The following is a 24,985-nucleotide window of genomic DNA, read 5'->3' as shown; positions in this document are numbered from 1 at the left end:
AATGCTATAGTAGCTGGTTATTCAATAACTCTGAGTATTATTGAGACATGAGTACAATCGGAGTTAGCAGAATTCACAAGCAGTATGAATCTAGATATAGAGATGCGATATATCGCATCTTTATAAAAAATTCTCAATTGGTATGATGCGGTACTTTACTGCTACATTCACTACAGCTATAGTTAGTCACAAAATTGAAAAGAAACATCAAAAATAGACTGTTGCCTTTGTTAGACACAATCTTGCTACAAAAGTTAGTCTTCCTTAAGTGAATCAACGATTAACTAACTAAAAAATGTCTATCAACTTGAACATTCCTAACATCAGAGTTTCCTTAACTTTCTGGTCGATGAGTTAGCTGTCTCTAGTTGTTTGCACTTACCAAGACAACAAACCATTTTGTGATATTCGCTTCAAAGACCTTGCTATTCTCCCTGTTGCTGTTTTGGAACTCCATAAAACTCTCGTTGAATGAATTCTACATTTATCCGTTAGCTGAAAACGTAGCAGAACCTACAGATGGGGGAGATGAGGGTGATGGAGGAGATGATTAAGTTGGGAGGTCAAATAAAACTGTGGTCATATAATTTTCTGCCCAAGCTGGGCCAAAGGCTTTTTCAAGTACGCGGCGGGTTTTATCGTTTTGCTGCTGTTTGGTGCAGTAGTTGTGTTGTCCGGCGAGATTTTGGGTGACTTGTTCAACTGAAACAGGATGTGAGGCGATCGCTTGGATGCAATGAATGTCTAAAAATTCTCGCACCCGCGAGAGAAACATTGTTTCTTCTTCAGGGGAACTGGGGCGGACAAAGATGCAGAAATCCGAAAAAATATTTCCCCATTCTGGTAATTCACGGGGTTGGGAAAAGTTAAGCACTGTTAGCTGTGTCAGTGCCGAAGTATAAGATTCTGGTAAGGTGCGTTCTACTTGAATAGGAGAAAGGTCTGCGATCGCTGCACTAATTTGACCTCTACCCCCAACTAAATCACAACCAAACATCGGCAGGTTGTATTCTGGACGGGGAAACATGACGCAGTGCAAAATATCCAGCATATTGCCGATTTTTGCCAGTTCCAAGTGCATTTTCCGAAACTGGGGCGTTTGATAGCAACGGTTTTCAATCGTCAGTTTTTCGCCTTCTAATCTACCTTCCACATACCCCAACTCATTAGGCAAATAGTAAGGGGATAAATCTAGGTGCTGATGCCAAGCTGCCTCAATACAATCAGCTAGCTGACGAATTAGGGGATGTTGTTGCTCGCGCAGCGAGGGCATAGAAGTAAATGACATATTCTAGTTGGGAATGCGATCTAATGGCCAGTCTACAACCTGTCGTGCCATACCTGTTGTGGTCTGCAATATAAGCAAACACTTACACTCAGCCAACGTAAATTTATAAGACAGATACTTTTCACAAGGATTATTTATTTTGTAGTCTAGGTTACAGAAATAATTTTAGATTAGCCCATTTGTGAAGGCTAATAGAAAGCTATGAAACTAGATTCTTATAAACCGGATTTTGCTGTATATACAAGAAAGCACAATAATCTCGAAGGCTTACAGAGGTTCAAAGCTTCTACTTGGGTAAACCTTTTGCAACTTCCCAACCCCTTTAGTTTTGACGAAGCACTTTTATTGTGTCCGGTTTCAGCAGATGAGTGGCTAGCCTGGATTCCAGATCATGGAGAGGCAATACTCAATATCAGGCAATTTAGTTATTAGTCATTAGTCATTAGTCATTGGTTATTGACTTTAGACAGATGACTATTCCTGCCAGAAATCAGTGACATCGTATCCCAATTCACTTAACATCTGCCGCAGCAGAGGTAAACTGAGTCCAATTACATTGCTGTGGCAGCCTTCAATTTTTTCTACAAAGAAACTTCCAAAACCCTCAATGGCAAAAGCACCAGCACACTTGAGCGGTTCACCTGTGGCAACATAAGCTTTAATTGCTTTCTCGTTCATTTGAGCAAAGTAAACTCTTGTAACTCTTGACTTGACTAAAGTACGGTTTTGCTGATGGTCAATTAAGGCGTGACCTGTGTACAAGTCGCCAAAGTTATCTTGCATTATCTGCCAACGAGCGATCGCTTCCGAGAAGTCTGCTGGTTTGCCATAAATTTCACCATTGATGGACAAAACTGAATCACAACCCATAATCAAAGCTGATTGAAACTGTGGGGCTACAGTTTCTGCTTTATACTGGGCAAGAGTTTTGACCAATTCTGCTGGTTCACTTAGTTCAATTTGCGACTCATCAAAGTCACTAGGTTGAACTATTGGTTCAATACCAACAGTTTGCAGCAAGCGGCGTCGGGCTGGAGAAGCTGAAGCTAGTACAAAAGGTGGAATTTTCATGAGATTTTAGAAAAATTGTTAATTGGGCATTGGGCATTGGGCATTGTAATTAAGTTTCTTTCTTATTCCCCATTCCCAATTCCCCATTCCCCATTCCCTACTCCCTAATTAATAAACAGAAAAAGAATTAACGACCTCATCAATCATTCGTTTAACTTTCTGCCAGCGTTTTTCAGGAATTGAGGCGTTGAAGGTAAAAAGTTTACCACGACTCACAGCAACGCTGGCGATGTTGTGTCGTTGTTGTTGATTGGGGAGTTTAACCTCATACTCTAAAAGGTAATATGTTTTACCATCTACTTCTCGCTGGGCAGCATTGACTAATTCAGCCGAACGACCAGAATCGGGAGGCGCAAGAGCTGCTTTTCCTAATTTGTATCCTACTTCTGTTGGGGTTCCCAATTCTGACAAAGTTTTGCCTTCAGGAACTGGGCTAATCACAACCGAAACGTTTTCAGACACCTCAATCAAATCGTGGAAAACCACATCTGGGCCATTGGCAACTTTAACTGGCAGCCAGCCGTTAGGATATAAAAACTGATAGCCATCACCACTGTCTACAAAGCTTTTAAGTCCAGCCGCAACCGCTACATCCGAATTACTCAGACTGAAGCTCAACACCAATAGCAAAATTAATACAATTCGTTTCCACATTTCTACAGATTCCTTTGGGCTGGAGATAACACAAGGCTTGCATCATTTCTCGTCTTTATTCTCCCACCAACCGGGACGCTTCGGATAATGTATTAGATGGTAAGTATAAATGCTTATGTTCCCTAACGCCTAATTTTGAAGAAGAATTCAGGAGTCAGAATTGTCATACCAATTTGAAAAAAGAATGTGACAAATAGACCATTTGTAGAGACGCGATTCATCGCGTCTTTACCCAAGGATGTGTTGTAATCATTAATTGAATTGGTATCAGAATCAAGACGTTTCTGGTAGAGAAGCGTCTCCGACAGGAGAAGAGAAGGCTTTACACTATCCGTCAGCGTACAGAATTCCCAACTAAATTCTGGCTCCTGAATTCTGTTCCATAAAAAAGAGAGGCAGATAATTCTACCTCTCCTATACAGGGATAGACAAGTTACTTCAACTATCCCATAATTAATTCCAACTAACTAGACTTAGTATCTGTTGGGTTTGTGAACCAGAAAGCTGAGAACTTGGCACTGCTTGACGTTGTCAAAACCCACAACACGGATATAGCTGTTGTTAAATTGAGAGCGGCATCCTTGAACTTCGCTCAATACTTCTTGAGTAGATTTAGCACCAAACAAAGGCAGCTTCCACATTGTCCAATATAATTCTGTTGGCTCAGAAGTTTCGTTAAATTCGATCGCAGGAATGTAACCTTGATTCAAGATGTACTGGACTTGTTTAGAGATTTGAGCATCAGACAGAGGGGGAAGATAAGAAAGGGTTTCGTAACGACGCTCTTTTGGTAAAGTTTGCATAGCTTTTGATAATGGGTTGCGATTTTTACTAGTAGATTGACCGAACTAATTGGATAAGTTATCCAAATCTCGATCTGAAGGTGTTTGATGTTCTGGTTGCAGACTGGGGTTAGATGTGTCTATTTGTGTGATGCGTTCTAAATGCTGGCGACGCTGCTCCATGTTGGCTTGCTGAATGCCAGTGCGAACCATTTCCGGTAAAAATTCTGCAATTTCTTCCGCAATGTGTTCTCTGACAGTCATGATTCGCAAAGCCAAATCTGGTTTTTCTCGCAACAGTTGCTCAATGAATGACTCACCATTTTGAATTTTGCCAGACGAAAAGTTATGCAACCAAAGTTCTAATGGCGGATTAGTTTCGCCTAGCTGTGCCAATACTGTCCTTAGAGCCTGATAAGTCAGATAGCTTTGGAGAGTTTTGGCTGTGTCCTTCGCAATTTGCTTAAGATTCATGCTTGACCCCAGCCGTGAAGAGTTATGAGTTATGAGTTATGAGTTATGAATTACTGCAAATCCTAACTCTAGTACAGACGCGATGAATCGCGTCTCTACTTCTAACTCTTAACTCTTAACTGTTAACCCAGATCAGACGGTATCCATTGCTTCAAACTCGAACTTGATTTCTTTCCACAGTTCGCAAGCAGCAGCCAGTTCAGGAGACCACTTGGCAGCTTCACGGATGATATCGTTACCTTCACGAGCCAAGTTGCGGCCTTCGTTACGAGCTTGAACAACGGCTTCTAAGGCAACGCGGTTAGCAGTTGCACCAGGAGCGTTACCCCAAGGGTGTCCCAGAGTACCACCACCGAACTGTAGTACGGAGTCATCACCAAAGATTTCTACTAGCGCGGGCATGTGCCATACGTGGATACCACCAGAAGCAACTGCCATTACACCAGGTAGAGAAGCCCAGTCTTGGGTAAAGTAGATACCACGAGACTTGTCTTGCTCAATGTAGTTTTCACGCAACAGGTCAACGAAGCCCATTGTGATGCCGCGCTCACCTTCCAACTTACCAACTACTGTACCAGTGTGGATGTGGTCGCCACCAGACAAACGTAGAGCTTTAGCCAATACACGGAAGTGAATACCGTGGTTCTTTTGACGGTCAATTACAGCGTGCATCGCACGGTGAATGTGCAGCAATAGACCGTTATCGCGGCACCAACGAGCCAATGTAGTGTTGGCGGTGAAACCTGCGGTGAGGTAGTCATGCATGATGATGGGCATTTTGAGTTCTTTAGCGTACTCAGCCCGCTTCAGCATTTCTTCACAGGTAGGAGCGGTGACGTTTAGGTAGTGACCTTTGATTTCACCGGTTTCTGCTTGAGATTTGTTGATAGCTTCAGCGACGAACAAGAAGCGATCGCGCCATCTTTGGAATGGTGCGGAGTTAATGTTTTCGTCGTCTTTGGTGAAGTCCAAACCACCGCGTAAGCACTCGTATACAGCGCGTCCGTAGTTCTTAGCGGAAAGACCCAATTTGGGCTTAATGGTACAACCCAACAAAGGACGACCGTATTTGTTTAACTTATCGCGCTCAACTTGGATACCGTGAGGAGGCCCTTGGAAGGTCTTGATGTAAGCTACTGGAAAACGGATGTCTTCTAGACGCAGTGCCCGTAGAGCTTTGAAACCAAATACGTTACCGACAATTGAGGTCAATACGTTGGTTACAGAGCCTTCTTCAAATAAGTCCAAAGGATAGGCAACGTAACAAATGTACTGGTTGTCTTCGCCCCGAACTGGTTCGATGTCATAGCAACGACCTTTGTAGCGATCGAGGTCGGTGAGCAAATCTGTCCACACAGTTGTCCAAGTACCTGTGGAGGATTCAGCCGCAACAGCCGCACCTGCTTCTTCGGGAGGAACACCAGGCTGAGGTGTCATACGGAACGCAGCTAGAAGATCGGTATCTTTTGGTGTGTAATCTGGTGTGTAATAAGTTAGTCTGTAATCTTTAACCCCGGCTTGATACCCAGATTTGCTCTGAGTCTTCGTTTGAGCGTAAGACATAATTTTATCCTTCCCTGAAATCACTCTTGTTAATTATCAAATCACGTTTTGTGCAACTTCCCCTCACCCCGCTCTTGCCCCCCTGAGCGAGGGGAAGATCGGAAAAATTTTTTGTTAGGAGTTGCCTTTGGCAAAGGTTAGCAGTTTTTTTGCGGCGGACACAATGGATAGCGGTGGTAGCCCTCCTCACCAGTGTTTTCCCCTTCTAGGGGTACACGACCTAGCGCTTCTACTATTCCCTCTTGCTAAAAATCAAAATTCTTTTTTACCTCTTCTTCGCACCCAACTAAACCTTCTCTTCTCAATTTCACCAAAACTTCCGCACTTTGCGGCTTGATTTAGATAATTCCCCCATAAATTCGGGTATTCAGGGGATTGGGCTGGCTGGCACACATTCCCGCCTTTACACTCCTTATATCTTTCCCTTTGACGGAAAAGACACCAGAAAAGAATTTACTTGACAGAGATTTAGCAGAGTGGTGAGCAAAAGATAAAAGAATTGCACACCACGTAATTTGTAACTTGTTTCACAATATATCAAGAATTCGATAAGTTATTCTTTGAAAGTTTTTAACTTATCTATTTAATTTTGTTATTACATAAAGATTTAAACTTTTTGTTACAAATACTTTACAAAATGTCATTAATAACTGTAAAGAACTGAAAAGATGAGGGCGATCGCAAAATCCCCAGTTCCCACCAATACACTGAGTTTCGACTGCGCGGTAATCGAGCGAAGTCGAGATTCAACTACTGCTTGTCGTTGGCATAGCCTCTCCAAGAGTTGTGTTCCCAATCCCCAATGTTTGAAAAATCCCAGCTAGGGGAACACTGAAATTAACCCAAAGCCAGTTGAGGTAAATGCTATGGGTACTGTCTTTAAAGGAAATGTCACCGTGGTATTGTTTTACAAGCGTACTAGTTTATTAATTACTTCTATCTTGCTGGGGTTGATAGCTTTGCCAAATATGGGATGGGCGCAAAAAACCCCTGACATTAATTCATCTGATGTAACCCCTGCTTACCCAGCTTCCGCACCGCCACCGCGAGTAGAATCTTTGCCCGATGAGCGGGGAGTTGAAGAAAATTCGCCAAAAACTGATTATCGTGTCGGTAATTTATTGGGAGATGTTACAGGTAATCTTTGGGTAGGTTCTTGGCGGGGACTCTCGCGGATCGATCCGAAAACCGGCAAGATTATTTCTCGTGTTAGCTTACCGAATGTTGCCATTGGGGCTTTAGCCCAAGACAAAGTAGGACGTTTGTGGGTAGGAAGTTATGAGGGACTAGTTCGAGTTGACCCCCGCACTAACGAAATCACCGCCCAAAATTTATTTTTGCCTTCTAAACGCGTGTTGTCACTGTTACTTGACAAACGGGGTTATTTGTGGACTGGAACTGATAGCGGTTTAGCTCTCATTAGTCCCGACCAAGGCTTGATTATGACAACATTAAAAAATCTGCCTGGTGTCAGTGCTAATGCCCTGACTTTAGATGCTGAAGGTCAATTGTGGGTTGGTACTCTGGATGGGTTGGTGCGGGTAAATACTGCTAGTGCTGCGATTATGAAGCGAATAGCCGATTTACCAGGGACGACTGTACAAGCTTTAGCTATTAGTCCAGAAGGGTTAATTTGGGCGGGAATGCCGAATAATTTGCTAGTTATTAACCCAAAAACTGGTGCAGTGTTGCGGTCTGTAACTCGTCTGCGTGGGCGTGATGTAACGGCGATACGTTTTGCTAAAGATGGTAGTGTCTGGGTCGGGACTAATAATGGTTTGTTACGATTAGATCCAAATACAGGAGCCGTATTAGACCCAGAAGTTGCTGGACTTCCTTCTAGTCGGGTTCTTACCCTTGCACCTGACATCGCCAATAAATTATGGATTGGTACTAGTGAAGGTCTAGCGTGGTTAATGCCCAAAACAGACAGTGCAAAACCCCATATTGCATTCAGTCGCGCCGTTAAATGATTAGTCGTTTGTCCTTTGTCCTTTGTCATTAGTCATTTGCTAAGGACAGAAGACAAAGGACAAAAAATCCAAAATCTAAAATCTAAAATCTAAAATTGGCAATGGCAATCACTACCCAGCAATTAATTCAATGGAAACAACAGGGACGTTCAATTGTGGCGTTGACTGCCTGGGATTATGCGATCGCTCAACTCCTCGACGCAGCTGGTGTAGACTTAATCCTCGTGGGTGACTCTATGGCAGTAGTTTTAGGGTATGAAACAACACTGCCAATTACTTTAGATGAAATTATATATCATGCTAAAGCTGTGCGCCGTGGGGTGAAACGGGCATTAGTAGTAGTAGATTTACCATTCTTGACGTATCAAGAAAGTCTCCAACAAGCGATGCACTCAGCTGGGCGGGTACTAAAGGAAACGGGCGCTCAAGCGGTAAAGTTAGAAGGTGGCTATCCTGCGATCGCTGAAACTGTGACTCGTTTGGTAGAAGCCGGAATTCCGGTCATGGGTCATGTGGGTTTGACACCGCAATCAATACATCAACTGGGTTTGCGACAACAAGGAAAGACGCAAGAAGCCAGTGAGAGGATTTTACAAGAAGCGATCGCTCTCGAACAAGCTGGTGTATTTTCTCTAGTTTTAGAGCATATCCCCGCAGATTTAGCAATGCAGATTTCACAAAAATTGACTATTCCCACAATTGGTATTGGTGCGGGAGTTCACTGCGATGGACAAGTTTTAGTTACTTCAGATGTCCTTGGACTGGCCCAGAAGCATCCACCATTCGCCAAAGTTTACACAAATCTACGCGAGACAATTACCAAAGCCGTCCAAGATTATGCCGCAGAAGTGCGAGACCGGAAGTTTCCTTGACTTCATCATTAACTATGGCTGAAACTGAAGCAACAAATTTCTTAATAGTTCTACTTCAAAAAGAGCCAGAGCAAGTACAAGCTTGGTTGAGAATGGTTTGGGCAGAGCCACAGCAAGTACCAGAAAAATTTAATTGGCTTGGTTTAGCTGAAGTCTCTACTTTCAGAGCGCAAGAACTAGCCAATGAAGAATTTAATGAATCTCATTCAGAAAGCCTTGCTTGGGCAGAGATAGCAACTTCAGTTTACGAATTTTTAGCTGAAAATAATCCTAGTTTTTCTGAGCTATATCTAAATTCTTTAATGGGATTACGAGCTTACATGATTGTAAAATTTGGTGCCTTTCCAGAAAATCCAGTTCTCGATATACAGCAGATTGTTACTTGGTTTTTCGATAATTTACACATTTCCTACCAAGAAGCATTAACTAAAGCAGCAGATTGGAGAGAAGCTTTAGCAGCCAAGAATCAAGAAGAAACTCAAAAAAAGTTTGATAGCGAACTTGAAGATTTCAGAAAACTAAGGTTGATTAAGAATCGGTTATCAATCATTAAATATTTATCTAAGAGTAAAGATTTTGTTCCAAACGAGGAACTCAATATTTGGATTTCACTTTGGGAGAAATTGCCCTGAGTTCTACTGCTGAAGTATTTTTAAATCTTTTTTTAATGTAGTACCGCAACCTAAATAATTAAATCAACAATAACTACTAAATAAAAGTTAAATAAAGGGCTAATCGAGAACATAAAAAACCTCGACTTAATGCCGAGGTAGATGGGAGAAGTCCAAATGTCGATGGGATATTGCAAAACCGAAGTCTGTTTTTCTTAGTTAACACCCAATGCAACCAAAACTATATAGGAAATAGACAAGGTGCAATTTTAGCTATGCAGCTTACTCTAGGGCTTTACTAAGCTATGTAAATAAATATAACAATAATATTACAAATAGTCAACTAGACTTGACAAACAAAGGCTGATATATTTTATAAGGAACACTTATCAAAACAGTACGAGCCGCAAATAAAACGGGTTACTGGGTGAGATAGTCAATGAAAACGAGAACCGATGTTTTGGGGAGTAGAAAAACTAAACGATTAGCTGCACAATTCAGGTAGGTGGAATTAAGCCAGAGATTTGAGAAGCTAGCTACTAGATCGCGAAAGTCTTTACAATTCCCTTGTTGACTCAAAAAGTATTTCTCGACCTATGACGAATCAAGCTCCTATACCGGTTATTGTCAACGGTGCTGCTGGCAAAATGGGCCGTGAGGTGGTTAAGGCGGTGGCACAAGCGCCTGACTTAAACCTAGTGGGTGCAATTGACTACAGTTTAGAACATCAAGATAAAGATGCCGGGGAGTTGGCGGGTTTAAGCGAACCTTTGGAAGTGCCAATTACCAATCAATTAGAACCGATGTTGGGGTATGTGGCTGGTGACAGACAGTCTCCTCCAGGGGTGATTGTAGACTTTACTCATCCCGATTCAGTTTATGACAATATTCGCAGTGCGATCGCTTACGGTATTCGTCCTGTAGTCGGCACTACTGGGTTAAGTCCAGAACAAATTCAAGATTTGGCAGACTTTGCCGACAAAGCTAGCACTGGTTGCCTAATTATTCCTAATTTTTCCATTGGCATGGTACTGTTGCAACAAGCTGCGATCGCAGCTTCTAAATATTTTGACCATGTGGAAATTATCGAACTGCATCACAACCAAAAAGCTGATGCTCCCAGTGGTACTGCCATTCAAACAGCGCAGTTGCTAGGAGAATTGGGTAAAACTTTTAACCCTGCTCTGGTAGAAGAAACAGAAAAATTACCAGGAGCAAGGGGCAGTATCGCAGATGAAGGGATTAGAATTCATAGCGTCCGCTTGCCGGGATTAATTGCCCACCAGGAAGTTATTTTTGGCGCAGCAGGACAGATATATACTTTACGACATGATACGAGCGATCGCGCTTGTTATATGCCAGGAGTGCTACTAGCAATTCGCAAAGTCTTAGGGTTAAAGTCGTTAGTATATGGATTAGAAAAGATACTTTAAACTCACTATTGGGCATTCATTACTTAGCACTCATGTTAGTACCACTGACTCGCCAGAAATTTGAACAAGTTGTCCCCCTAATTGCTACTGGTTTGCAGTACAAATATTACTGGGGGAAGTTCTCAAATTTTTTGCAACGGCTGTTAATTTCTGTAGTTGCGGTAGTTGTTATTTTGCTTGTAACAGTTATTTTCAAGCTTGAGTTTGCTTCAATAGTATTTGTGTTCGGGATAATTAGCGCTTTTTTTTGGCTGTGGTATCCAGTGTTTCAAGCAAGTATGCGGAATTTACAATGCCGCCGTTATAAATACGGCGGCTTTTTCCGTGGTCGAGTCCTAGATTGGTGGATTACAGACCAGTTGATAGGTAAAACCGAAACAGTCAACAACAAAGGCGAATTGGTGATTGTAGAAAACCGAGAAAAACAGATAAATTTAGAGATAGGTGATGATACAGGATTTAGCATTGAGTTTGTAGCGCCATTACGTCCTGCCCACAAAGTTATTACTCGCGGTCAAATTGCAGAAATGGTAGTGATGTCCAATCGCCCAGATTTGAGCAGTATTGATGAATTTAGCGATATATACTTTCCTAATCGTGACCTGTGGGTTAGCGATTATCCTTATCTGCGCCGAGATTTCTTTAACGAAGTCGGTCGTCGCTTGCGTGAAGACCAACAACAAAAGCCGCGTCGGCGGCGTCGTAGAGTAGAGGATTGAAAAGGTAATTAGCTATAGGACAATACAGTTCAGAATGAGCAACAAAATCCAGATGTAGAGACGCGATTTATCGCGTTTTGAAAGACCAATGTCTACACCAATAATCCTTCACCCAAGCGTATTGCAGTATAGACTTCTATTTCACATATCCTGAATTTCCTGCCTGATTGCTAACGAGAGCATCCCACTTTGATGAGTTTTCCTTGCAAGCGATAAGTCACTGTCCCACAGGCAAAACCCGCCGACTTAGATTCTACATAAGGCTGTGTCGGCGGATTTTGTTTATCTAACCGCGATTTCCAATTGCCAGATATTTTTTTTAGAGTGGGATACTTGCTTAAAAATTGTGAGCCTGCAACAATATCGTGAGGCCCTTTAACATTTATCTTAGAACTATTCATGTAGATATTATAATCATAAATAACGTTTTTATTTTTAGTCTTATTATTAATATTTTTTCCAGGATAAGCATAGAGAATGTTCCTGAGAATTCTGACATCAGATGATGTATGAGCAAATATTTGCCCGCCATTAAGTTCTGGACTTTGATTATTTAAAACAGCTGTGTTATTTACAATATCAACATGCTCGCTTAAAAATGCATGAATACCTGACCCACCATTATTAAATGCAAGATTATTTTGAACTAAAGTGTATCCTTTATATGCATCCAATTTGGAGTTATTTTGATCGTTTCTAGAACTATCGATAATAATACCATTACCGTCTGTGATCTTTCCGACTGCAATCCAAGGGATGTACATGCGATTGTTGTAGGTTTTGTTGTTAGTAACAAACATCTTGTATCCCCGCTTATTGTCAGAGTTCCAACTATTCAAAATTGAAATGCCACTGTTACCATAAACACTATACCAGGCATTATCGAACACTTCGTTATTATCTATTGTCACATAATCCGATTCAATCGCTGAAATACCTGCTCCTCCACACTTATGTACCTTGTTGTTGACAATCCGTATATGGCGACTATGACCATTTGTTCGTCCATCCACACTGATGCAGTTTCCATTTGTAAGCGGGTTTTGTTTGTTAGTCTTCTGACTCATTGCATAATCAAGGGTTATATTGCGATTATTTCCTATCACCTCCAGCCCATTTATCTCGATGTATGAAGCTCCATTTGAAATCGAGATACCGTTCCATGTATTGTGCTGAATTTTTGGGAAATGACCGGGATATGCTTTATACTTAATCCATGCATTTGCAGTTCCAGAACGTCTAATACTTACTGCACTACCAGCTTTGCCTAAATTTGTGTACACTCCGTTCATAATCAATACTGTATCGCCAGGGTTAGTCAGATTTGCTGCCTTTTGAATTGTTCTAAAGGCGGATGAAATAGAGAGTCCGCTATTTGTGTCATTTCCAGCACCACTAACATAGTATGTTTTTGGAGTTACCGTAGTGCTAATTAGCTGACGGTTGGATAGGATAATTTCCTTGTTAGTAGATACCTGACGAACGTTTTTAACTAAAGATACTTTTATTCCTTCTCCATCAACCAAAAGACTTAATACCACAGGAATTGTAAGATATGCACTTAAATTGAAAGCTTGAATTACCACAAGAAAAGGCTCCTTGAACGGCACGACTTCAGAAAAATATGAGGATATTCAATGATTGATGAATACTCTTTTGGATACAAAATATAATCATCGAGTCGACTTTCCTAGCTCCCCCGATTTCCATCTTGTCCATAGGCTTGCCAAGCTAAGTCTACCAACCCATCAACGATCGCAGCTGCTACAACTGCATTACCTTTGCGGCCGTCAATTATAATGTGAGGGACTAGAGAGTCTTGTAAACGTTCTTTAGCTTCATCAACATTTACAAATCCCACTGGAGTTGCGATTATTAAAGCAGGTCTAATTTCCTCAACTTCAATTAAATCCACCAGTGCAGTCAAAGCCGTTTGGGCTTGACCCACCACAAAAATTCCCTCTGGATAACGCTTTGCTAAAGTTTCTATTCCCCATGCTGCGCGAGTCTTTTCTTTTTGAGGGCGTGTGAGAGCTTCCATGCTGCAATACACTGGATTCGCAAAGGTATTTTGAATATCGTAGGCAATACCTACTTGTACCATCGGGACATCTACCACAATCGTGGTACGTGCGGCTAGCGCTGCTGCTCCAGCTTGCAAGGCACGCTCAGAAAAGCGAATCAAAGACTTATACTCAAAGTCAGCCGTGGCGTAGATTACCCGACGCACAATCTCATACTCTGCGGGTGAAAAGACATGATCGCCAATTTCACTATCAATGATTGCTAAACTTTGAGCATCAGTTACGTGCCATTCCATTTTTGTTGAGCTTCTCAAATATTAGCTTTCAGCTTATCAGCTTCAGAGAGTTAAGAGTTAAGAGTTAGGAGTTATAAGTTAATTAAACTATTCACTCCTAACTACTCACTCATAACTCATTACTAGAAGACCGATTGAAAATAGGAGATAGGTAGGCAACCAAGACGCCAATGAGAAACCCAGAGATATTGCGAACTAAAGGCAACCAGTCGCTTGTACGTGTCACAACTGGCCCAATGCCGAAGGCAATAAACAAGATTCCCCACAAAGGTGAGAAAATTAAAGCCCATTGCCAAGCAAAAACTTGTCCTTTTTGGCGGGGTTGAGCTGCAAATCCACAAATCACCCCACCAATAACTGAGGTAATCAAGGTGAGAATCCACTGCTCTCGTGGTAGTCCGGGGACAACATTACAACCCCCTTTGAGCAAACAGCCTTTAACCGATTCTAAAGCTTGTAGAATCGCTTGATCTTCACCTTGTTCGCGGACAAAATACAAATTACCGAAGCGAGTTTGCAGTTCTATCCAAAAAGTCCGGGGTAAAAGTTTATAAACAGCATCGCCGACGCTAAAACTGAGGATGTTACCGCCACGAGAATCGGCAACGAGTAGAATGCTTTTGTCATCCAAACCCCAATATTTGATAACTGCGCGACCTGGGGTGCGGTCATACTGGGTTAAGACTCGCAATTTCCAGCCTGTGTCGGCTTCAAACTGCTCTAAATCTTTAACAAGCTTTTCTTCTTGCAGTACAGGCAGAGATTTAGCTAAATCTACAACTGGGGTAAAGGTGTCAGGAAGTAACTCAGGATTGTCATAAGCCAGTGCTGGGGGAGAATGCATCACCCAAATTGACCCAGCCAGGAAAAATATTGCAATAGATACTAGAATTCGTCGCCAAAAACAAGATTGCATGGACGTTTTTATACAAATATTAACGGTAAAAGCGAACAAGTTGTTTTAAAAGAGTACTAGAAAAATGATATGTTCTTTACACTTGTTTACTTTACTCTAATCTAGGGGATCAAAGCAAAAGGTTTTTGAGTATTGGGTATGCCCAATGACGGCAGTTGCTCCACTTGGGGAGACCCCAGACGCTCGCGGACTCGCTAACGCTACGCTATCGCCCTTGGCGTCTCCCCTTGGGAGAAGACCGCACTGCCTCCCCAATGCCCTAATTCAATCTTCATCATCGAAATTGGTTTCCCAGCTAGTGGCATCGTTATAACCGTCATTAACGCGGTACACTTCTGCTTTGATTCGACGATTTTCTTGCCTCAACACTTCTCGTTCTCGCAACGTTAGTGGTGGTTTTTCATTGCTTGGGGTGCGATCGCTCGTCCGCCTTGCGGGTTTTTGGCGCGTGAAGTTTCTCCAAGCAGCTTTCGCGCCCACAAAGATGCTGCGCGTACTTACTTGCAGATTTTGAGCCTGAATTCTTGCACTATCAAGGCTTTGATCGACTTGTTTCACAACCTGACTAGCACTTTTTACGCCCTCACTGACATCATCAGTTAAGTCAGTGATTTCCAAACCAGTCACACGGATAGCTTCTAAAGTCGGTGGTAACTCCCGCGAGAGAGTATCAAATAGCTTTTCTGCACTGCGAGCCGCGCGTGCTAACTCCTGCAAAGCCGGTATCGCCGCCACTAAAACCGCAGTCAAGCTTGTGGCGACTAAAAGTAAGGAAAGTCCCAACCAAAACAGGGGTTCAATCACGGTTATGTCATTTATGAGCGTTCTAATTGCTGTGGAAGCGAATCTGAGTCTTTAACAGATGTTTGTCGCTTCAAGACTTGGCTTTCTCGCTGGCTGGCATCTACACCTGCTGCGATCGCTTCCCGTAATCGATCTAAAGTCTCATCCCAATTTCGTAGTGCGCTAGCAGAGAGACGATCTGCCTGAATTTGCACACTCATTGATAAATCTTCTGCCAATTCTGGGATAGCATTAGCAGATTTTTTCAAAATTTTACGCGTTTCGCGCCCTGTGCGTGGAGCCACGAGTAAACCGGTCAAAGCACCGATTGTAGCTCCCAGCATCAAACCGCCAAAAAATACTCCAGAACGGTTATTAGACATATTATTGTTTCTCTCCTTACACCCATTTTAGGTGGGTTTTCTCTCCTTGTAAGACTCAACCGATTTTATTCAGTTAATCTATGGTGACAAAATATCAGCCAGAAATGTTGCTTTTATTCATTAATACTAAAAGCATTAATTACTTGTAATTCAAAACTCCCCGTATTTCTCAAAGTTTTGATACCTCTGATGGGCATCTTTTTGTGTTATGTCTTGGGTATTCCGTACCCTTCTACTGAAGGAACGCTCTTAATAACAAGCTTTGAGGGTATGGAAAGAGGAAGTGATGCCTGCGGCGGTCACTGAGCTTTGTAGAAGTGCGGGCTATGCCTACGCTAGAAGCCAATGCACCTTATGGGATCTTACTACGGATCTTTCTGTGTGTTCCCCGTCAGCCTTAATATAGACCTCTTGGCATTTGTGCCTTTTGCAAGAGGTTGGGAAATGGGTGCATGTTAAAGGGGAATGTTAATTTTATCCCTTTTCCCTTTAACCCTTACCCTTTACCCGACAAATGCCAAGAAGTCTAATGTTCATGTGAACCTGACATAACTCATTTTGCAACTGTTCTTTTCCGAGATATTAACTCTAGCTTCAGAAAATAACGCTGCCAGATTTGCCGCCCTAGCAAAAGTAAATTGATAATTTGCCGCACTTGTTGAATTTGCATTTGTAGCGCTTGATTTCTCTGCCGTAAGTTATAAATATTCTGTTGGCTGAGATAAATATTTTCGGGTGCTTTATTCAGGGCTGCATTGGTACAACTTTCATAGACGGTTAACCTATCTGCTATATATGCTAGCTGCTGCTTAAGTTGCCACACCCGCCAAGCCACATAAATTAGTATCAGTGAAATCAGGGTGTTAATTATGACAACTAAAATTACCATTATTTATCTTGACCAATATTAGCTTTGAGGAATTGTTCTATATACTTGATTTGGCTCTTATTTAATGATGAAGAAACTAAAGGATAAAATTTATGGCACAAAGTACATCCTGGATTCTGGCAATAAAAAGTAGTTAGATAATGCTCTAAGCGATATTGAAAGGCTTTACTAGGTAAAAATTAGTGTAACAAAGGCTGATGGCTAAAAAATCGCCAATTTGCCAATTTTGTAACAATGATATATCCACACCTTGCAAAACCACAGCTACAATTTCTTTAGATTCACGACTCGGTTTGCGAAATCAACCCGTATGCTCCATAAGCCCCATCATTGCTACCTCCCACTCCTTAACCTGCTAATCCTAGTCAATTTGCGAGCTTTGTGGGATGTAAGCACAATCGTATAGACCCTTCAACAGATGGTGAGAGAACTACACTATACTCCTTGGAGACTCCCCAGCATTGCTTTTATTATTGTGCTTCTACCTCTACCAGTTTTCCAGTCTGTCGTGTGCAGTTAACTAATATTTTGCCTGTAAAAACCTCACTAGTAGTTCGCTTTCCCCAAAATTGCTGGGTGTGGACTTGGGAAACAGATAAGTGATAGAGGAGAAAGTCTCTTAATTCCTCTTCCCTTAACCTTTACCCCTTTCTTTACCGAAGCCTTCTCCCTCAGCCCTTAATCTCTTCTTTGCTGAAGACTTTTCCCTGGTATTTTTCTAATACTTTACCAACAATGATTATCTTTTTTTATACATCCAGTAGGAGTTAAGGATGTCAAAAAAATCACCATTGAATAATTTCTTCTCAGTTATTCTTGCTGGCTTGACAATTGGATTTGTTGGATGTAGAAATCAAGCTGTAAGCACTACATTCACTCAGACTAACACCCAGGTAAATGAGAATCTTCCCCAAGTTGTAGCGACTACAAGCGTACTGTGTGACTTAACCAGGCAGGTTGCTGGCAATACAGTTAACCTCACCTGCTTAATTTCCCCTTCTGCCGACCCCCAATTTTATAAACCAAAACCGGAAGATCGTAAAGCCATTGAGCAAGCTAATCTTATTCTTTATAATGGTTACAATTTTGAACCAAATCTGATTAAGTTAATTAAAGCAACTAAAAACCCTACACCAAAAATAGCCGTTGCTCAACTGGCAGTACCTAAGCCACAAAAATTTCAGGTAGATGGTAAGAATATAACCGATCCTCATGTTTGGCACAATACCAAAAATGCTATCAGAATGGTGGAGGTAATTAATAGTAATTTGAGAAAATTACAATCTAGTGATGCAGAGGCTTATAGCAGTAATACTAAAAAAATTACCAATGAACTCACTCAATTAGATAGCTGGATTAAGTCAAGAATTGCCAGTATTCCTACCAAAGAACGTAAGTTAGTTACAACCTCTGACGCACTGAGTTATTACGCCAAAGCATACCGTATTTCATTGACAGGAGGATTGCAAAGTATTAGTACTAATGAAAATCTGACAACCGAACGAGTCAAAAATTTGGCTACAAACATTAAACGGGCTAAAGTCTCAACAATTTTTGCTGAGGCGGAAATTAATCCTAATTTGATTCAATCTGTAGCCAAAGAAGCTGAAGTGAACGTTTCTGACAGAAAGCTATATGCTGAGGGACTTGGTGAACCAGGAAGCGAAGCGGACACTTATCAGAAAATGATGATTGCCAATACACGCACAATTGTAGAAGGGCTAGGAGGTACGTATTTGATGTTTGAAAGAAAACCTGCTAGATAGCCATAACCTCAATTCAGTAATCCCAGAAACCGGATTTTTTATATTTCATAAAACTTGGTTTATTTAGTAGTAGTAGCACAGCAAGCTTAATTTATTGGGTTGAGTAATTCTGTTAATTATTGAATTTTGGTTTTCGTAAGTTTTTGAAACCCAACATTTTAAGCATATCGCGCTACTACATTGACCAAAGAAAAAAGGATACAAGCTCCTGAATTTATTTATGGAAAATAAAAAATGCAAAGCAACAACATTAATTCAAGCCCTTAGATTTATCCGTGGGGTCTTCAATTTTGAATTTTGAATACTTCTGCTACGCTCAGTACAAGTTTTGAATTTTGAATTCACCGCAGGGTTTGACTCACCACCCCCAAGTACCAGGAGCGCCTTTAAATGGCCCAACAATATCACTGGTTATCCAACCGCCGTAGAAGTTACCTGGTTGTGGTTGCACTTCTTCGCCATTAACGTAGCATTTATCCATTAAATGAGCATAAAAAGCTACATAGTCCTTGATAGATTCAAAGGCTGATGTGGGTTTTGGGTAGAACCAGGCAGCATTATGGACTTGTTTATCACCAACTTGGATTGTGTAGTAACCAGCACTTCCTTTCCACTCACAAAAGCTAGATTGCGGAGTCATCTGTAGATATTCCATTTTGATATCCCCTGGGGGAATGTAGTAAGAAGGAGGATGACTAGTTTCTAAAACACGTTTGGCGCTGTGAGTATCTACAATTACTACTCCGTTAAAGACTATTTGGATATGTTTGGTTGTGTCCTCCAAAAGAGGAGGACGAGGGTAATCCCAAACTGATTCTTGTCCAGAAGCAGGTTCGATGCGTTGAAAATTAACCATCATCAAGAGTGTTGAGTGCTGAGAGAGAAAAAAGTACTCAGTACTAATGTACTTAGTGAAGCAGCAACTCTTCTTGTGAAGTCACTGCGGTTTTTTAACTCAATTCTTTTCATCGTACCTGTTTAAGAGCATCAACTTGCTTGGTAAACAACTCCGTGAATAAACTCAGCACAGTTCGTTCTTCGCGCACTTTTATATTGGCACTGATGGACATACCTGATTGCAAGTTAACTTTTTTGCCCTTAATCACTAGGGATTGTCTATCTAATGAGACTTTTGCCGGAAATCTGTAAAACTGATGGGTTTGGTCTGGCGGTAATGCGTCTGAACCTATCTCATTCACTTTTCCTTTAATATCGCCAAACTCGCTGTAAGGAAAGGAGTCAATTCTGACATCTACTTTCATACCTTTTCGCACAAATCCAATATCTTTGTTAGTGATGAAAACTTCAGCAATATAGTTTTCTTTGGGGACAATTTGCAACAATTTTGTAGTTGGAGTTGCGACAAATCCAGGATTTTTTGCTTGCAAATCGAAAACTGTTCCAGCTACAGGTGCGCGGAGTTCTTGATATTTAACGTTTAACTGTGATTGAGATATTTTACTATTGACATCTGCCAAACGCTGCTCATTTTCCAGCACAACTTTCATGAATTGGCTATCGATTTCGGCAATTCGCTGTTTGTTATCAGCTATCTTATCCAAAATGTTTTTATCAGAAACAGCGACCGTATTGCTTAACTCTTGTTGTCCTTTTTCTATATCAAATTGGAGACGTTTCAGTTCTTCACCTAGTTGCGCTACTTCTGCCGTGCGGTTTTGAACTTCTTGTTGCTGGTTGAGATACTGAAGTTGAGAAATACCACCTTCTTCTGCTAATATCTTCAGCTTATTTAAAATCCCCTCTTGAATAGCTAAACTTGATTTACTATCTTCCAGCTTAATTTGATTTTGAACCAGTTGTTTTTTGGTTTTTTCGACTTCTAATCGGGCTGCGGAAGACCGAGAGTCTAATTCTTGTTTGGCAACTCGTAGAAGTTGTTGTTCATCAATTCCGACTCCAGAATCTTGACCAGAATTTTTTAATTGAGTGCGGAATAATTCATTTTCTGCTACTAATGCTGCCCGACTTTTCAACAGAAAAGCAGTTTCTTGTGGCAAGTTACTACGCAAATATAACAGTTCAGATCCATTGGCAGTACTTGCATTCATCAATCGGCGATAAATCTGGTTTTCTTTCATTAATGCAAGGCGAATTTTATTCAAAGAATTTAATTCGGCAACAGAGGCTATGGAATCAAAAGTTAGCAGTAAATCACCTGGCTTCACTTCTTGTCCATCTTTTACATTAACTGTTTTCACTACTCCACTCACAGGAGCTTGAACTTCTTTGACTGTTCCTTGGGGTTTTAATTGCCCGGTTGCTGGCACTACTTGTTCAATTTTGGCAAAATAAGTCCAACCAATACCAAAGCAGGCTAGCCCCACTAGTGTAATCATGATTGTACGCGACCAAATTGGAGATTGGCGCAAGACAATAGACTGCTCAAATTCCAGATTGTTTAAGTTAGTTAAAGACTCTTGAGCAGCTTTTTGTTGTTTTGTCAGTACCTGTGAATCGTGCTTCACTCCATTTTTGTGATTGCCGTTTTTGTGATTGCCGTTGAGGTGATTCCCATTAAGTTGAGTCATAACGATTTTGGGTTTTGGACTTGTCGTGAGCGTTCAGTCGAACGATTTTGAATTTTTTGTGGGTTGGGCAATGTTTGCCGATGCCAAAAACCTTTGCCCTCAAGAATGACTAATTACAAGTTTACGTCTTGTTGCTGATACAGGTAATAATAATGACCCTTAGTAGCCATTAATTCTTGATGGCTACCTTGTTCTATAACCCTGCTGTTATCCATCACAACAATCATATCTGCATTACTGACGGTATTCAATCGGTGGGTAATAAAAAATACTGTATCGCCCTTGAATGCTTTGGCTAAATTGAGACATATTTGCCGTTCTGTGGGATAGTCTAATGCGCTAGTTGCTTCGTCTAAAACTAATAATTTTGGTCGTTGTAAAACTGAACGAGCGATCGCAATTCTTTGTCGTTGTCCACCGGAAAGTGCAGAACCCCGTTCTCCCACCCGCGTGTTGTAACCGTTTGGTAAGTTCATAATAAACTCGTGGGCGCACGCAACCTGAGCCGCTTCGATAATTTCTTCGGTTGTGGCATCGGGATTGGTTAGGGCAATATTTTCTTGAACGCTGCCGTCAAACAATAATGTCTCTTGGGGAACTACACCAATTTGTCGTCGCAACGAATAAAGTTCTACTTTGGCAATATCATAACCATCAATCAAAATTCTGCCGGACTCAGTTTCGTAAAGTCTCAGCAGTAATTTCATCATCGTACTTTTACCAGACCCACTTTGCCCGACAATGCCGATAAATTTACCTGGCGCAAATTCCAGGTTGACATTAGAAAGTTGTAAAGGGCCACTTGTACCAAACCGGAAGGAAACATTTTCATATTTCACTGCTCCCTTGATTGAAGGTAAAGGTATATTGTAGCGGTCTGTTTCTGCTTCTTGTGGAGTATCGACAATATCGCTCAAACGCTCTAAAGACAAGGCAGTTTCTTGGAAGCTTTGCCAAAGTTGAGCTAAACGTAATATTGGGCTGGTGACATAACCCGATATAATCCTAAAAGCAATTAATTCGCCTAAAGTTAATTGTTGTTGCAGTACTAAATAAGCTCCTACCCACAAAACTAGTAAACTGCTGAGTTTGTTGAGAAAGTTGCTAGTAGAGTTAGCGAGGGTAGAAGTCACAACTGTTTTAAAACCAGCGGCGACAAATCGGGCGTAACGCTCTTGCCAGGAAAAGCGCGATCGCAATTCGATATTTTGCGCTTTTACTGTTTGAATGCCTGACATTACCTCCACTAAATAAGATTGAGTTTCGGCGTTGCGTTCGGCTTTGGCACGTAACTGTCTGCTAATGGTGGGAGAAGCAACTAAGGTGATAATCACAAATATTGGAATTGTGCTTAAGCCGACTAACGTGAGTTGCCAACTGTAAATCAGCATCACACCGATATAGACCAGCGAAAACAAAGCGTCTAATCCGACTGTTAAAGCAGTACCAGTCAAGAATTGGCGGATATTTTCTAGTTCGTTTATGCGAGTGGAAAGTTCACCCACCGGGCGGCGTTCAAAATAGCGCAGTGGTAGGCGTAGTAAGTGGTCAATGATTTGCGACCCTAAACCCATATCGATCCGGTTCGTGGTATCGACAAATAAGTAGGTTCGTAAAGTAGTCAACACTGCTTCAAATAGTCCGACTACTAATAACAAAATCCCCAAAATATGTAGTGTGCCAATACTATTTTGAGTGATAACTTTGTCGATAATTAATTGAACGACTAGAGGATTTGCCAAAGCTGCCAACTGCACGAAAAAGGAAGCGATAAAGACCTCTATCAGAACTCGACGGTGCTTTGACAAATAGGGCAGAAACCACCGTAAACTAAAGCGTTCTTGAGGTGTTTGGTTGGTCGTAGTCAGCAGTAATACCCTAACTTTGGGCGGAAAGTCAGTTGGATCGACATCTAATTGTTCAACCAATTGAGCTACTTTGCAGCGCACAATTCCTTTGGATGGAACACCTACAACCGCAATATTTGCATTTACTTCATATAAAACGGCAAAATTATCACCGTAGTGAATAAGCGCAGGTGTCGGAATGCGCGTTACTGAAGCGACTGGTAACTCTATCAACTGCGCCTTCAGTCCAATTAACTCTGCTAGGTAAGCAGTAACTTGAAACGATATAGTCCCCTGACGTTTGATTTGCTCAGTTAAGATCCGGCGAACCACCTCGCGACGAAACGGCATTTCTAAATGCTTCGCGATCATTTGGAAGCAGGCGAAGGCTGAATTTAGTTCTCCTTTACCGCCAAAAAATGGATATTTTTGTTTTGACGGATTCTTCGAGTTTTGGGGGACTGGCTGTGGAACTATTTCGTCTGATGCGTAGGGAATAATATCTAAGTCGTCAGCGCTATCTCTATCTACTTTGGTTTCAGTTACCGCAAGTTCTATCTCATGACTAGTTTCTAAGATCAAATCTGACGGATGTATACCAAGCAAGCGTGCGGGGTTTTGACCGATGACCTGAATTTTGTCTCTGTCATCGTCTGGTTCTAGGCGATCGCCAGGTGAAAAATTCGTGACTGTACCACCGCCACTCACAAACCAAACGCTTTTGCTATCCAGTTGGTGGAAGGGAGTTTTGCCGGAAGGGAGATAATGTATTTTCGCCTGTGGTAAGGCTTTTTCTGTCAGTTCTCTGAGATTTAAAGTAGCGATCGCTTGCTTTTGCCAATAGGAAGCGAGAATATCGAAAACTTCTACCAAATAACTGCGGTTCTTGCGAGCTTCGGCAAAAGCTGGGTATGAAGCCAGAAAGCTAAAATATGCTGATGCACTCAAGGTTAAACATACTACTTCGGTGGAAGCGATCGCTGTTTCACAGGGGAGATCGCGCAACAAACCAATTTCACCAATAATTTCCCCAGGTTGTAGTAATTTTAGGGTAATTGGCAATTGCGTCTGAGGGTCGTATCCCAACAAGCGCACTTGTCCCTCATAAATGATCGTGATGCGTTCCGGGAGACTTTCTTTACCGATGATTTTCTGGCCTATGCGATAGCGCCAGGCTTGCAGTTGTTCTGATAGATTAGCGATCGCTCCATCTGGCAACTGCTCAAACCCCTCTAGGGCGGTGAGAAATTCGGGAAAAGTGTTCTTAATATAAGTCATATAAAACAAGTTAAAGTGAGGAGTTAAGTTGAAAATATTAGGGGGTATCTCTTGTACTAACAGTAGCAGTGTTTGGTTTTATGCCAGCAGTAACAATACTTCTGTGGGATTCAGGTGTTTAAATGTGTAAAAGCACAGAGGATAAGTTCGTCTAATTGCAGACCTGTATTTATATCACACGGTGACGATTGTTATGTGTTTTTCAAAAGGAAGCATACTATAAATAGATCGAAGACAAGTTATCACTTGGTTAACGCTACATAATTTATACAAAATTAAAATCAATATTTAGTATTGCAATTATGCAAGATGGATACTTATCATCAAACCAAAACACATAAACGTGGTTGTTAAATTTAGCGCTGCATATTTTAGTTTATGATAGTCAACATGAAAATATCACAGATGCTTTTCTAAGTAAATACCCTAATTAAGAATTATGTAATAAAAAAAACTTTAAATTTCTAAATTATTTTTGACAAATTCTTGAATACAGGGATTGACAATATCATTAATAGCGAAAAACAGGAGCTTTCCTCGTTAAACATCGCCTATACTTAATTATGAAAGAATTCTCCATCACTTTTTTGCTAGCTTAATTTAATAAAAATTAACTGGTAAAATAAAGATTTTTTGTCCCCTTAAAGGAGTCAACTATTAAATTTATGAAGGAAAGACAATAACTGCCTTCAGTAAATTTACTAGTTTAATTAATAGCAAGTCCATTTAATCACCATGCATAAAACAACCTCATACTGTAACCGGGATGAGGTTGTTGAATTTTCCTAAGTAATTAAGCTAATGCGCCTACATA

The 24,985-nt window shown here is 41.2% G+C and carries 22 protein-coding genes; 7 read left to right on the top strand and 15 right to left on the bottom strand.

Features of this window, described 5'->3' with window-relative positions:
• Nucleotides 1–550 precede the first annotated feature (550 nt).
• Nucleotides 551–1,288: a phycocyanobilin:ferredoxin oxidoreductase gene (locus tag NSTC731_RS03325; RefSeq protein WP_445629617.1), complete on the bottom strand. Its 738-nt coding sequence runs from the start codon at nt 1,286–1,288 to the stop codon at nt 551–553.
• Between the two features lie 201 nt (nt 1,289–1,489).
• On the opposite strand from NSTC731_RS03325, the gene NSTC731_RS03320 reads away from it, so the two are divergent.
• Nucleotides 1,490–1,720, top strand: a complete 231-nt coding sequence (locus NSTC731_RS03320) for a hypothetical protein (protein ID WP_445629616.1) — start codon at nt 1,490–1,492, stop codon at nt 1,718–1,720.
• Nucleotides 1,721–1,762: 42 nt separating this feature from the next.
• On the opposite strand, the gene NSTC731_RS03315 is transcribed toward NSTC731_RS03320, so the two are convergent.
• The 5 genes from NSTC731_RS03315 to NSTC731_RS03295 all read right to left on the bottom strand — a co-directional run bounded on the left by NSTC731_RS03315 (nt 1,763) and on the right by NSTC731_RS03295 (nt 5,832).
• Nucleotides 1,763–2,359 carry a Maf family protein gene (locus tag NSTC731_RS03315; protein WP_445629615.1) on the bottom strand — a complete coding sequence of 199 codons (597 nt, stop codon included), beginning with the start codon at nt 2,357–2,359 and terminating at the stop codon, nt 1,763–1,765.
• 108 nt (nt 2,360–2,467) lie between these two features.
• Nucleotides 2,468–3,013, bottom strand: coding sequence for a photosystem II reaction center PsbP (gene psbP / locus NSTC731_RS03310; protein ID WP_445629614.1), 546 nt, complete (start codon nt 3,011–3,013; stop codon nt 2,468–2,470).
• Between the two features lie 473 nt (nt 3,014–3,486).
• Nucleotides 3,487–3,816: a ribulose bisphosphate carboxylase small subunit gene (locus NSTC731_RS03305; RefSeq protein WP_445629613.1), complete on the bottom strand. Its 330-nt coding sequence runs from the start codon at nt 3,814–3,816 to the stop codon at nt 3,487–3,489.
• 45 nt (nt 3,817–3,861) lie between these two features.
• A complete protein-coding gene (rcbX, locus tag NSTC731_RS03300; RefSeq protein WP_445629612.1) occupies nt 3,862–4,269 on the bottom strand; it encodes a RuBisCO chaperone RbcX in 408 nt (135 codons plus the stop codon).
• Nucleotides 4,270–4,401: 132 nt separating this feature from the next.
• On the bottom strand, nt 4,402–5,832 hold the full coding sequence (locus NSTC731_RS03295; RefSeq protein ID WP_445629611.1) for a form I ribulose bisphosphate carboxylase large subunit: 1,431 nt from the start codon (nt 5,830–5,832) through the stop codon (nt 4,402–4,404).
• 866 nt (nt 5,833–6,698) lie between these two features.
• On the opposite strand from NSTC731_RS03295, the gene NSTC731_RS03290 reads away from it, so the two are divergent.
• The 5 genes from NSTC731_RS03290 (at nt 6,699) to NSTC731_RS03270 (ending at nt 11,440) form a co-directional block, all read left to right on the top strand.
• Nucleotides 6,699–7,805 carry a ligand-binding sensor domain-containing protein gene (locus tag NSTC731_RS03290; RefSeq protein WP_322696507.1) on the top strand — a complete coding sequence of 369 codons (1,107 nt, stop codon included), beginning with the start codon at nt 6,699–6,701 and terminating at the stop codon, nt 7,803–7,805.
• Nucleotides 7,806–7,906: 101 nt separating this feature from the next.
• Nucleotides 7,907–8,677: a 3-methyl-2-oxobutanoate hydroxymethyltransferase gene (panB, locus tag NSTC731_RS03285; protein ID WP_445629610.1), complete on the top strand. Its 771-nt coding sequence runs from the start codon at nt 7,907–7,909 to the stop codon at nt 8,675–8,677.
• Nucleotides 8,674–9,309, top strand: a complete 636-nt coding sequence (locus NSTC731_RS03280; protein ID WP_445629609.1) for a hypothetical protein — start codon at nt 8,674–8,676, stop codon at nt 9,307–9,309. Before panB ends, NSTC731_RS03280 begins: the two co-directional genes overlap by 4 nt.
• 575 nt (nt 9,310–9,884) lie before the next feature.
• Nucleotides 9,885–10,721: a 4-hydroxy-tetrahydrodipicolinate reductase gene (dapB, locus tag NSTC731_RS03275; protein ID WP_445629608.1), complete on the top strand. Its 837-nt coding sequence runs from the start codon at nt 9,885–9,887 to the stop codon at nt 10,719–10,721.
• 32 nt (nt 10,722–10,753) lie between these two features.
• Complete coding sequence (locus NSTC731_RS03270; protein WP_322709300.1) at nt 10,754–11,440, top strand: phosphate ABC transporter permease; 687 nt, start codon at nt 10,754–10,756, stop codon at nt 11,438–11,440.
• Between the two features lie 170 nt (nt 11,441–11,610).
• Here NSTC731_RS03270 and NSTC731_RS03265 read toward each other — a convergent pair whose 3' ends face one another.
• The 6 genes from NSTC731_RS03265 to NSTC731_RS03240 all read right to left on the bottom strand — a co-directional run bounded on the left by NSTC731_RS03265 (nt 11,611) and on the right by NSTC731_RS03240 (nt 16,731).
• On the bottom strand, nt 11,611–13,026 hold the full coding sequence (locus NSTC731_RS03265) for a right-handed parallel beta-helix repeat-containing protein (protein WP_445629607.1): 1,416 nt from the start codon (nt 13,024–13,026) through the stop codon (nt 11,611–11,613).
• Nucleotides 13,027–13,130: 104 nt separating this feature from the next.
• On the bottom strand, nt 13,131–13,760 hold the full coding sequence (locus NSTC731_RS03260; RefSeq protein WP_289799093.1) for a precorrin-8X methylmutase: 630 nt from the start codon (nt 13,758–13,760) through the stop codon (nt 13,131–13,133).
• A 109-nt stretch (nt 13,761–13,869) separates the two neighbouring features.
• On the bottom strand, nt 13,870–14,676 hold the full coding sequence (locus NSTC731_RS03255) for a TPM domain-containing protein (RefSeq protein ID WP_445629606.1): 807 nt from the start codon (nt 14,674–14,676) through the stop codon (nt 13,870–13,872).
• Between the two features lie 264 nt (nt 14,677–14,940).
• Nucleotides 14,941–15,480, bottom strand: a complete 540-nt coding sequence (locus tag NSTC731_RS03250) for a DUF948 domain-containing protein (protein ID WP_445629605.1) — start codon at nt 15,478–15,480, stop codon at nt 14,941–14,943.
• Between the two features lie 11 nt (nt 15,481–15,491).
• Complete coding sequence (locus NSTC731_RS03245) at nt 15,492–15,842, bottom strand: YtxH domain-containing protein (protein ID WP_445629604.1); 351 nt, start codon at nt 15,840–15,842, stop codon at nt 15,492–15,494.
• Nucleotides 15,843–16,395: 553 nt separating this feature from the next.
• The gene (locus tag NSTC731_RS03240; protein ID WP_445629603.1) at nt 16,396–16,731 is read right to left on the bottom strand and encodes a hypothetical protein; all 336 of its coding nucleotides are present in this window, start codon (nt 16,729–16,731) and stop codon (nt 16,396–16,398) included.
• A 773-nt stretch (nt 16,732–17,504) separates the two neighbouring features.
• Between NSTC731_RS03240 and NSTC731_RS03235 the strand changes: the two genes are divergently transcribed.
• The gene (locus NSTC731_RS03235; RefSeq protein ID WP_445629602.1) at nt 17,505–18,497 is read left to right on the top strand and encodes a metal ABC transporter solute-binding protein, Zn/Mn family; all 993 of its coding nucleotides are present in this window, start codon (nt 17,505–17,507) and stop codon (nt 18,495–18,497) included.
• 358 nt (nt 18,498–18,855) lie between these two features.
• On the opposite strand, the gene NSTC731_RS03230 is transcribed toward NSTC731_RS03235, so the two are convergent.
• From NSTC731_RS03230 to NSTC731_RS03220, 3 genes are all read right to left on the bottom strand, one after another.
• A complete protein-coding gene (locus NSTC731_RS03230) occupies nt 18,856–19,353 on the bottom strand; it encodes a DUF427 domain-containing protein (protein ID WP_445632265.1) in 498 nt (165 codons plus the stop codon).
• Nucleotides 19,354–19,462: 109 nt separating this feature from the next.
• A complete protein-coding gene (locus tag NSTC731_RS03225) occupies nt 19,463–21,046 on the bottom strand; it encodes an HlyD family efflux transporter periplasmic adaptor subunit (protein ID WP_445629601.1) in 1,584 nt (527 codons plus the stop codon).
• Nucleotides 21,047–21,159: 113 nt separating this feature from the next.
• Complete coding sequence (locus NSTC731_RS03220) at nt 21,160–24,171, bottom strand: peptidase domain-containing ABC transporter (RefSeq protein ID WP_445629600.1); 3,012 nt, start codon at nt 24,169–24,171, stop codon at nt 21,160–21,162.
• Between the last annotated feature and the right edge of the window lie 814 nt (nt 24,172–24,985).

This window comes from Nostoc sp. DSM 114167, from assembly GCF_052692655.1.
Note: the sequence above shows the minus strand (reverse complement) of the source record. Positions and strands in the feature narration are given on the sequence as shown.

Excerpts from the sequence above, each read along its gene's own strand:
- NSTC731_RS03325 (WP_445629617.1), bottom strand. The coding sequence starts at position 1,288 with ATGTCATTTACTTCTATGCCCTCGCTGCGCGAGCAACAACATCCCCTA.
- NSTC731_RS03320 (WP_445629616.1), top strand. The coding sequence starts at position 1,490 with ATGAAACTAGATTCTTATAAACCGGATTTTGCTGTATATACAAGAAAG.
- NSTC731_RS03315 (WP_445629615.1), bottom strand. The coding sequence starts at position 2,359 with ATGAAAATTCCACCTTTTGTACTAGCTTCAGCTTCTCCAGCCCGACGC.
- psbP (WP_445629614.1), bottom strand. The coding sequence starts at position 3,013 with ATGTGGAAACGAATTGTATTAATTTTGCTATTGGTGTTGAGCTTCAGT.
- NSTC731_RS03305 (WP_445629613.1), bottom strand. The coding sequence starts at position 3,816 with ATGCAAACTTTACCAAAAGAGCGTCGTTACGAAACCCTTTCTTATCTT.
- rcbX (WP_445629612.1), bottom strand. The coding sequence starts at position 4,269 with ATGAATCTTAAGCAAATTGCGAAGGACACAGCCAAAACTCTCCAAAGC.
- NSTC731_RS03295 (WP_445629611.1), bottom strand. The coding sequence starts at position 5,832 with ATGTCTTACGCTCAAACGAAGACTCAGAGCAAATCTGGGTATCAAGCC.
- NSTC731_RS03290 (WP_322696507.1), top strand. The coding sequence starts at position 6,699 with ATGGGTACTGTCTTTAAAGGAAATGTCACCGTGGTATTGTTTTACAAG.
- panB (WP_445629610.1), top strand. The coding sequence starts at position 7,907 with ATGGCAATCACTACCCAGCAATTAATTCAATGGAAACAACAGGGACGT.
- dapB (WP_445629608.1), top strand. The coding sequence starts at position 9,885 with ATGACGAATCAAGCTCCTATACCGGTTATTGTCAACGGTGCTGCTGGC.
- NSTC731_RS03270 (WP_322709300.1), top strand. The coding sequence starts at position 10,754 with ATGTTAGTACCACTGACTCGCCAGAAATTTGAACAAGTTGTCCCCCTA.
- NSTC731_RS03260 (WP_289799093.1), bottom strand. The coding sequence starts at position 13,760 with ATGGAATGGCACGTAACTGATGCTCAAAGTTTAGCAATCATTGATAGT.
- NSTC731_RS03255 (WP_445629606.1), bottom strand. The coding sequence starts at position 14,676 with ATGCAATCTTGTTTTTGGCGACGAATTCTAGTATCTATTGCAATATTT.
- NSTC731_RS03245 (WP_445629604.1), bottom strand. The coding sequence starts at position 15,842 with ATGTCTAATAACCGTTCTGGAGTATTTTTTGGCGGTTTGATGCTGGGA.
- NSTC731_RS03240 (WP_445629603.1), bottom strand. The coding sequence starts at position 16,731 with ATGGTAATTTTAGTTGTCATAATTAACACCCTGATTTCACTGATACTA.
- NSTC731_RS03235 (WP_445629602.1), top strand. The coding sequence starts at position 17,505 with ATGTCAAAAAAATCACCATTGAATAATTTCTTCTCAGTTATTCTTGCT.
- NSTC731_RS03230 (WP_445632265.1), bottom strand. The coding sequence starts at position 19,353 with ATGGTTAATTTTCAACGCATCGAACCTGCTTCTGGACAAGAATCAGTT.
- NSTC731_RS03225 (WP_445629601.1), bottom strand. The coding sequence starts at position 21,046 with ATGACTCAACTTAATGGGAATCACCTCAACGGCAATCACAAAAACGGC.
- NSTC731_RS03220 (WP_445629600.1), bottom strand. The coding sequence starts at position 24,171 with ATGACTTATATTAAGAACACTTTTCCCGAATTTCTCACCGCCCTAGAG.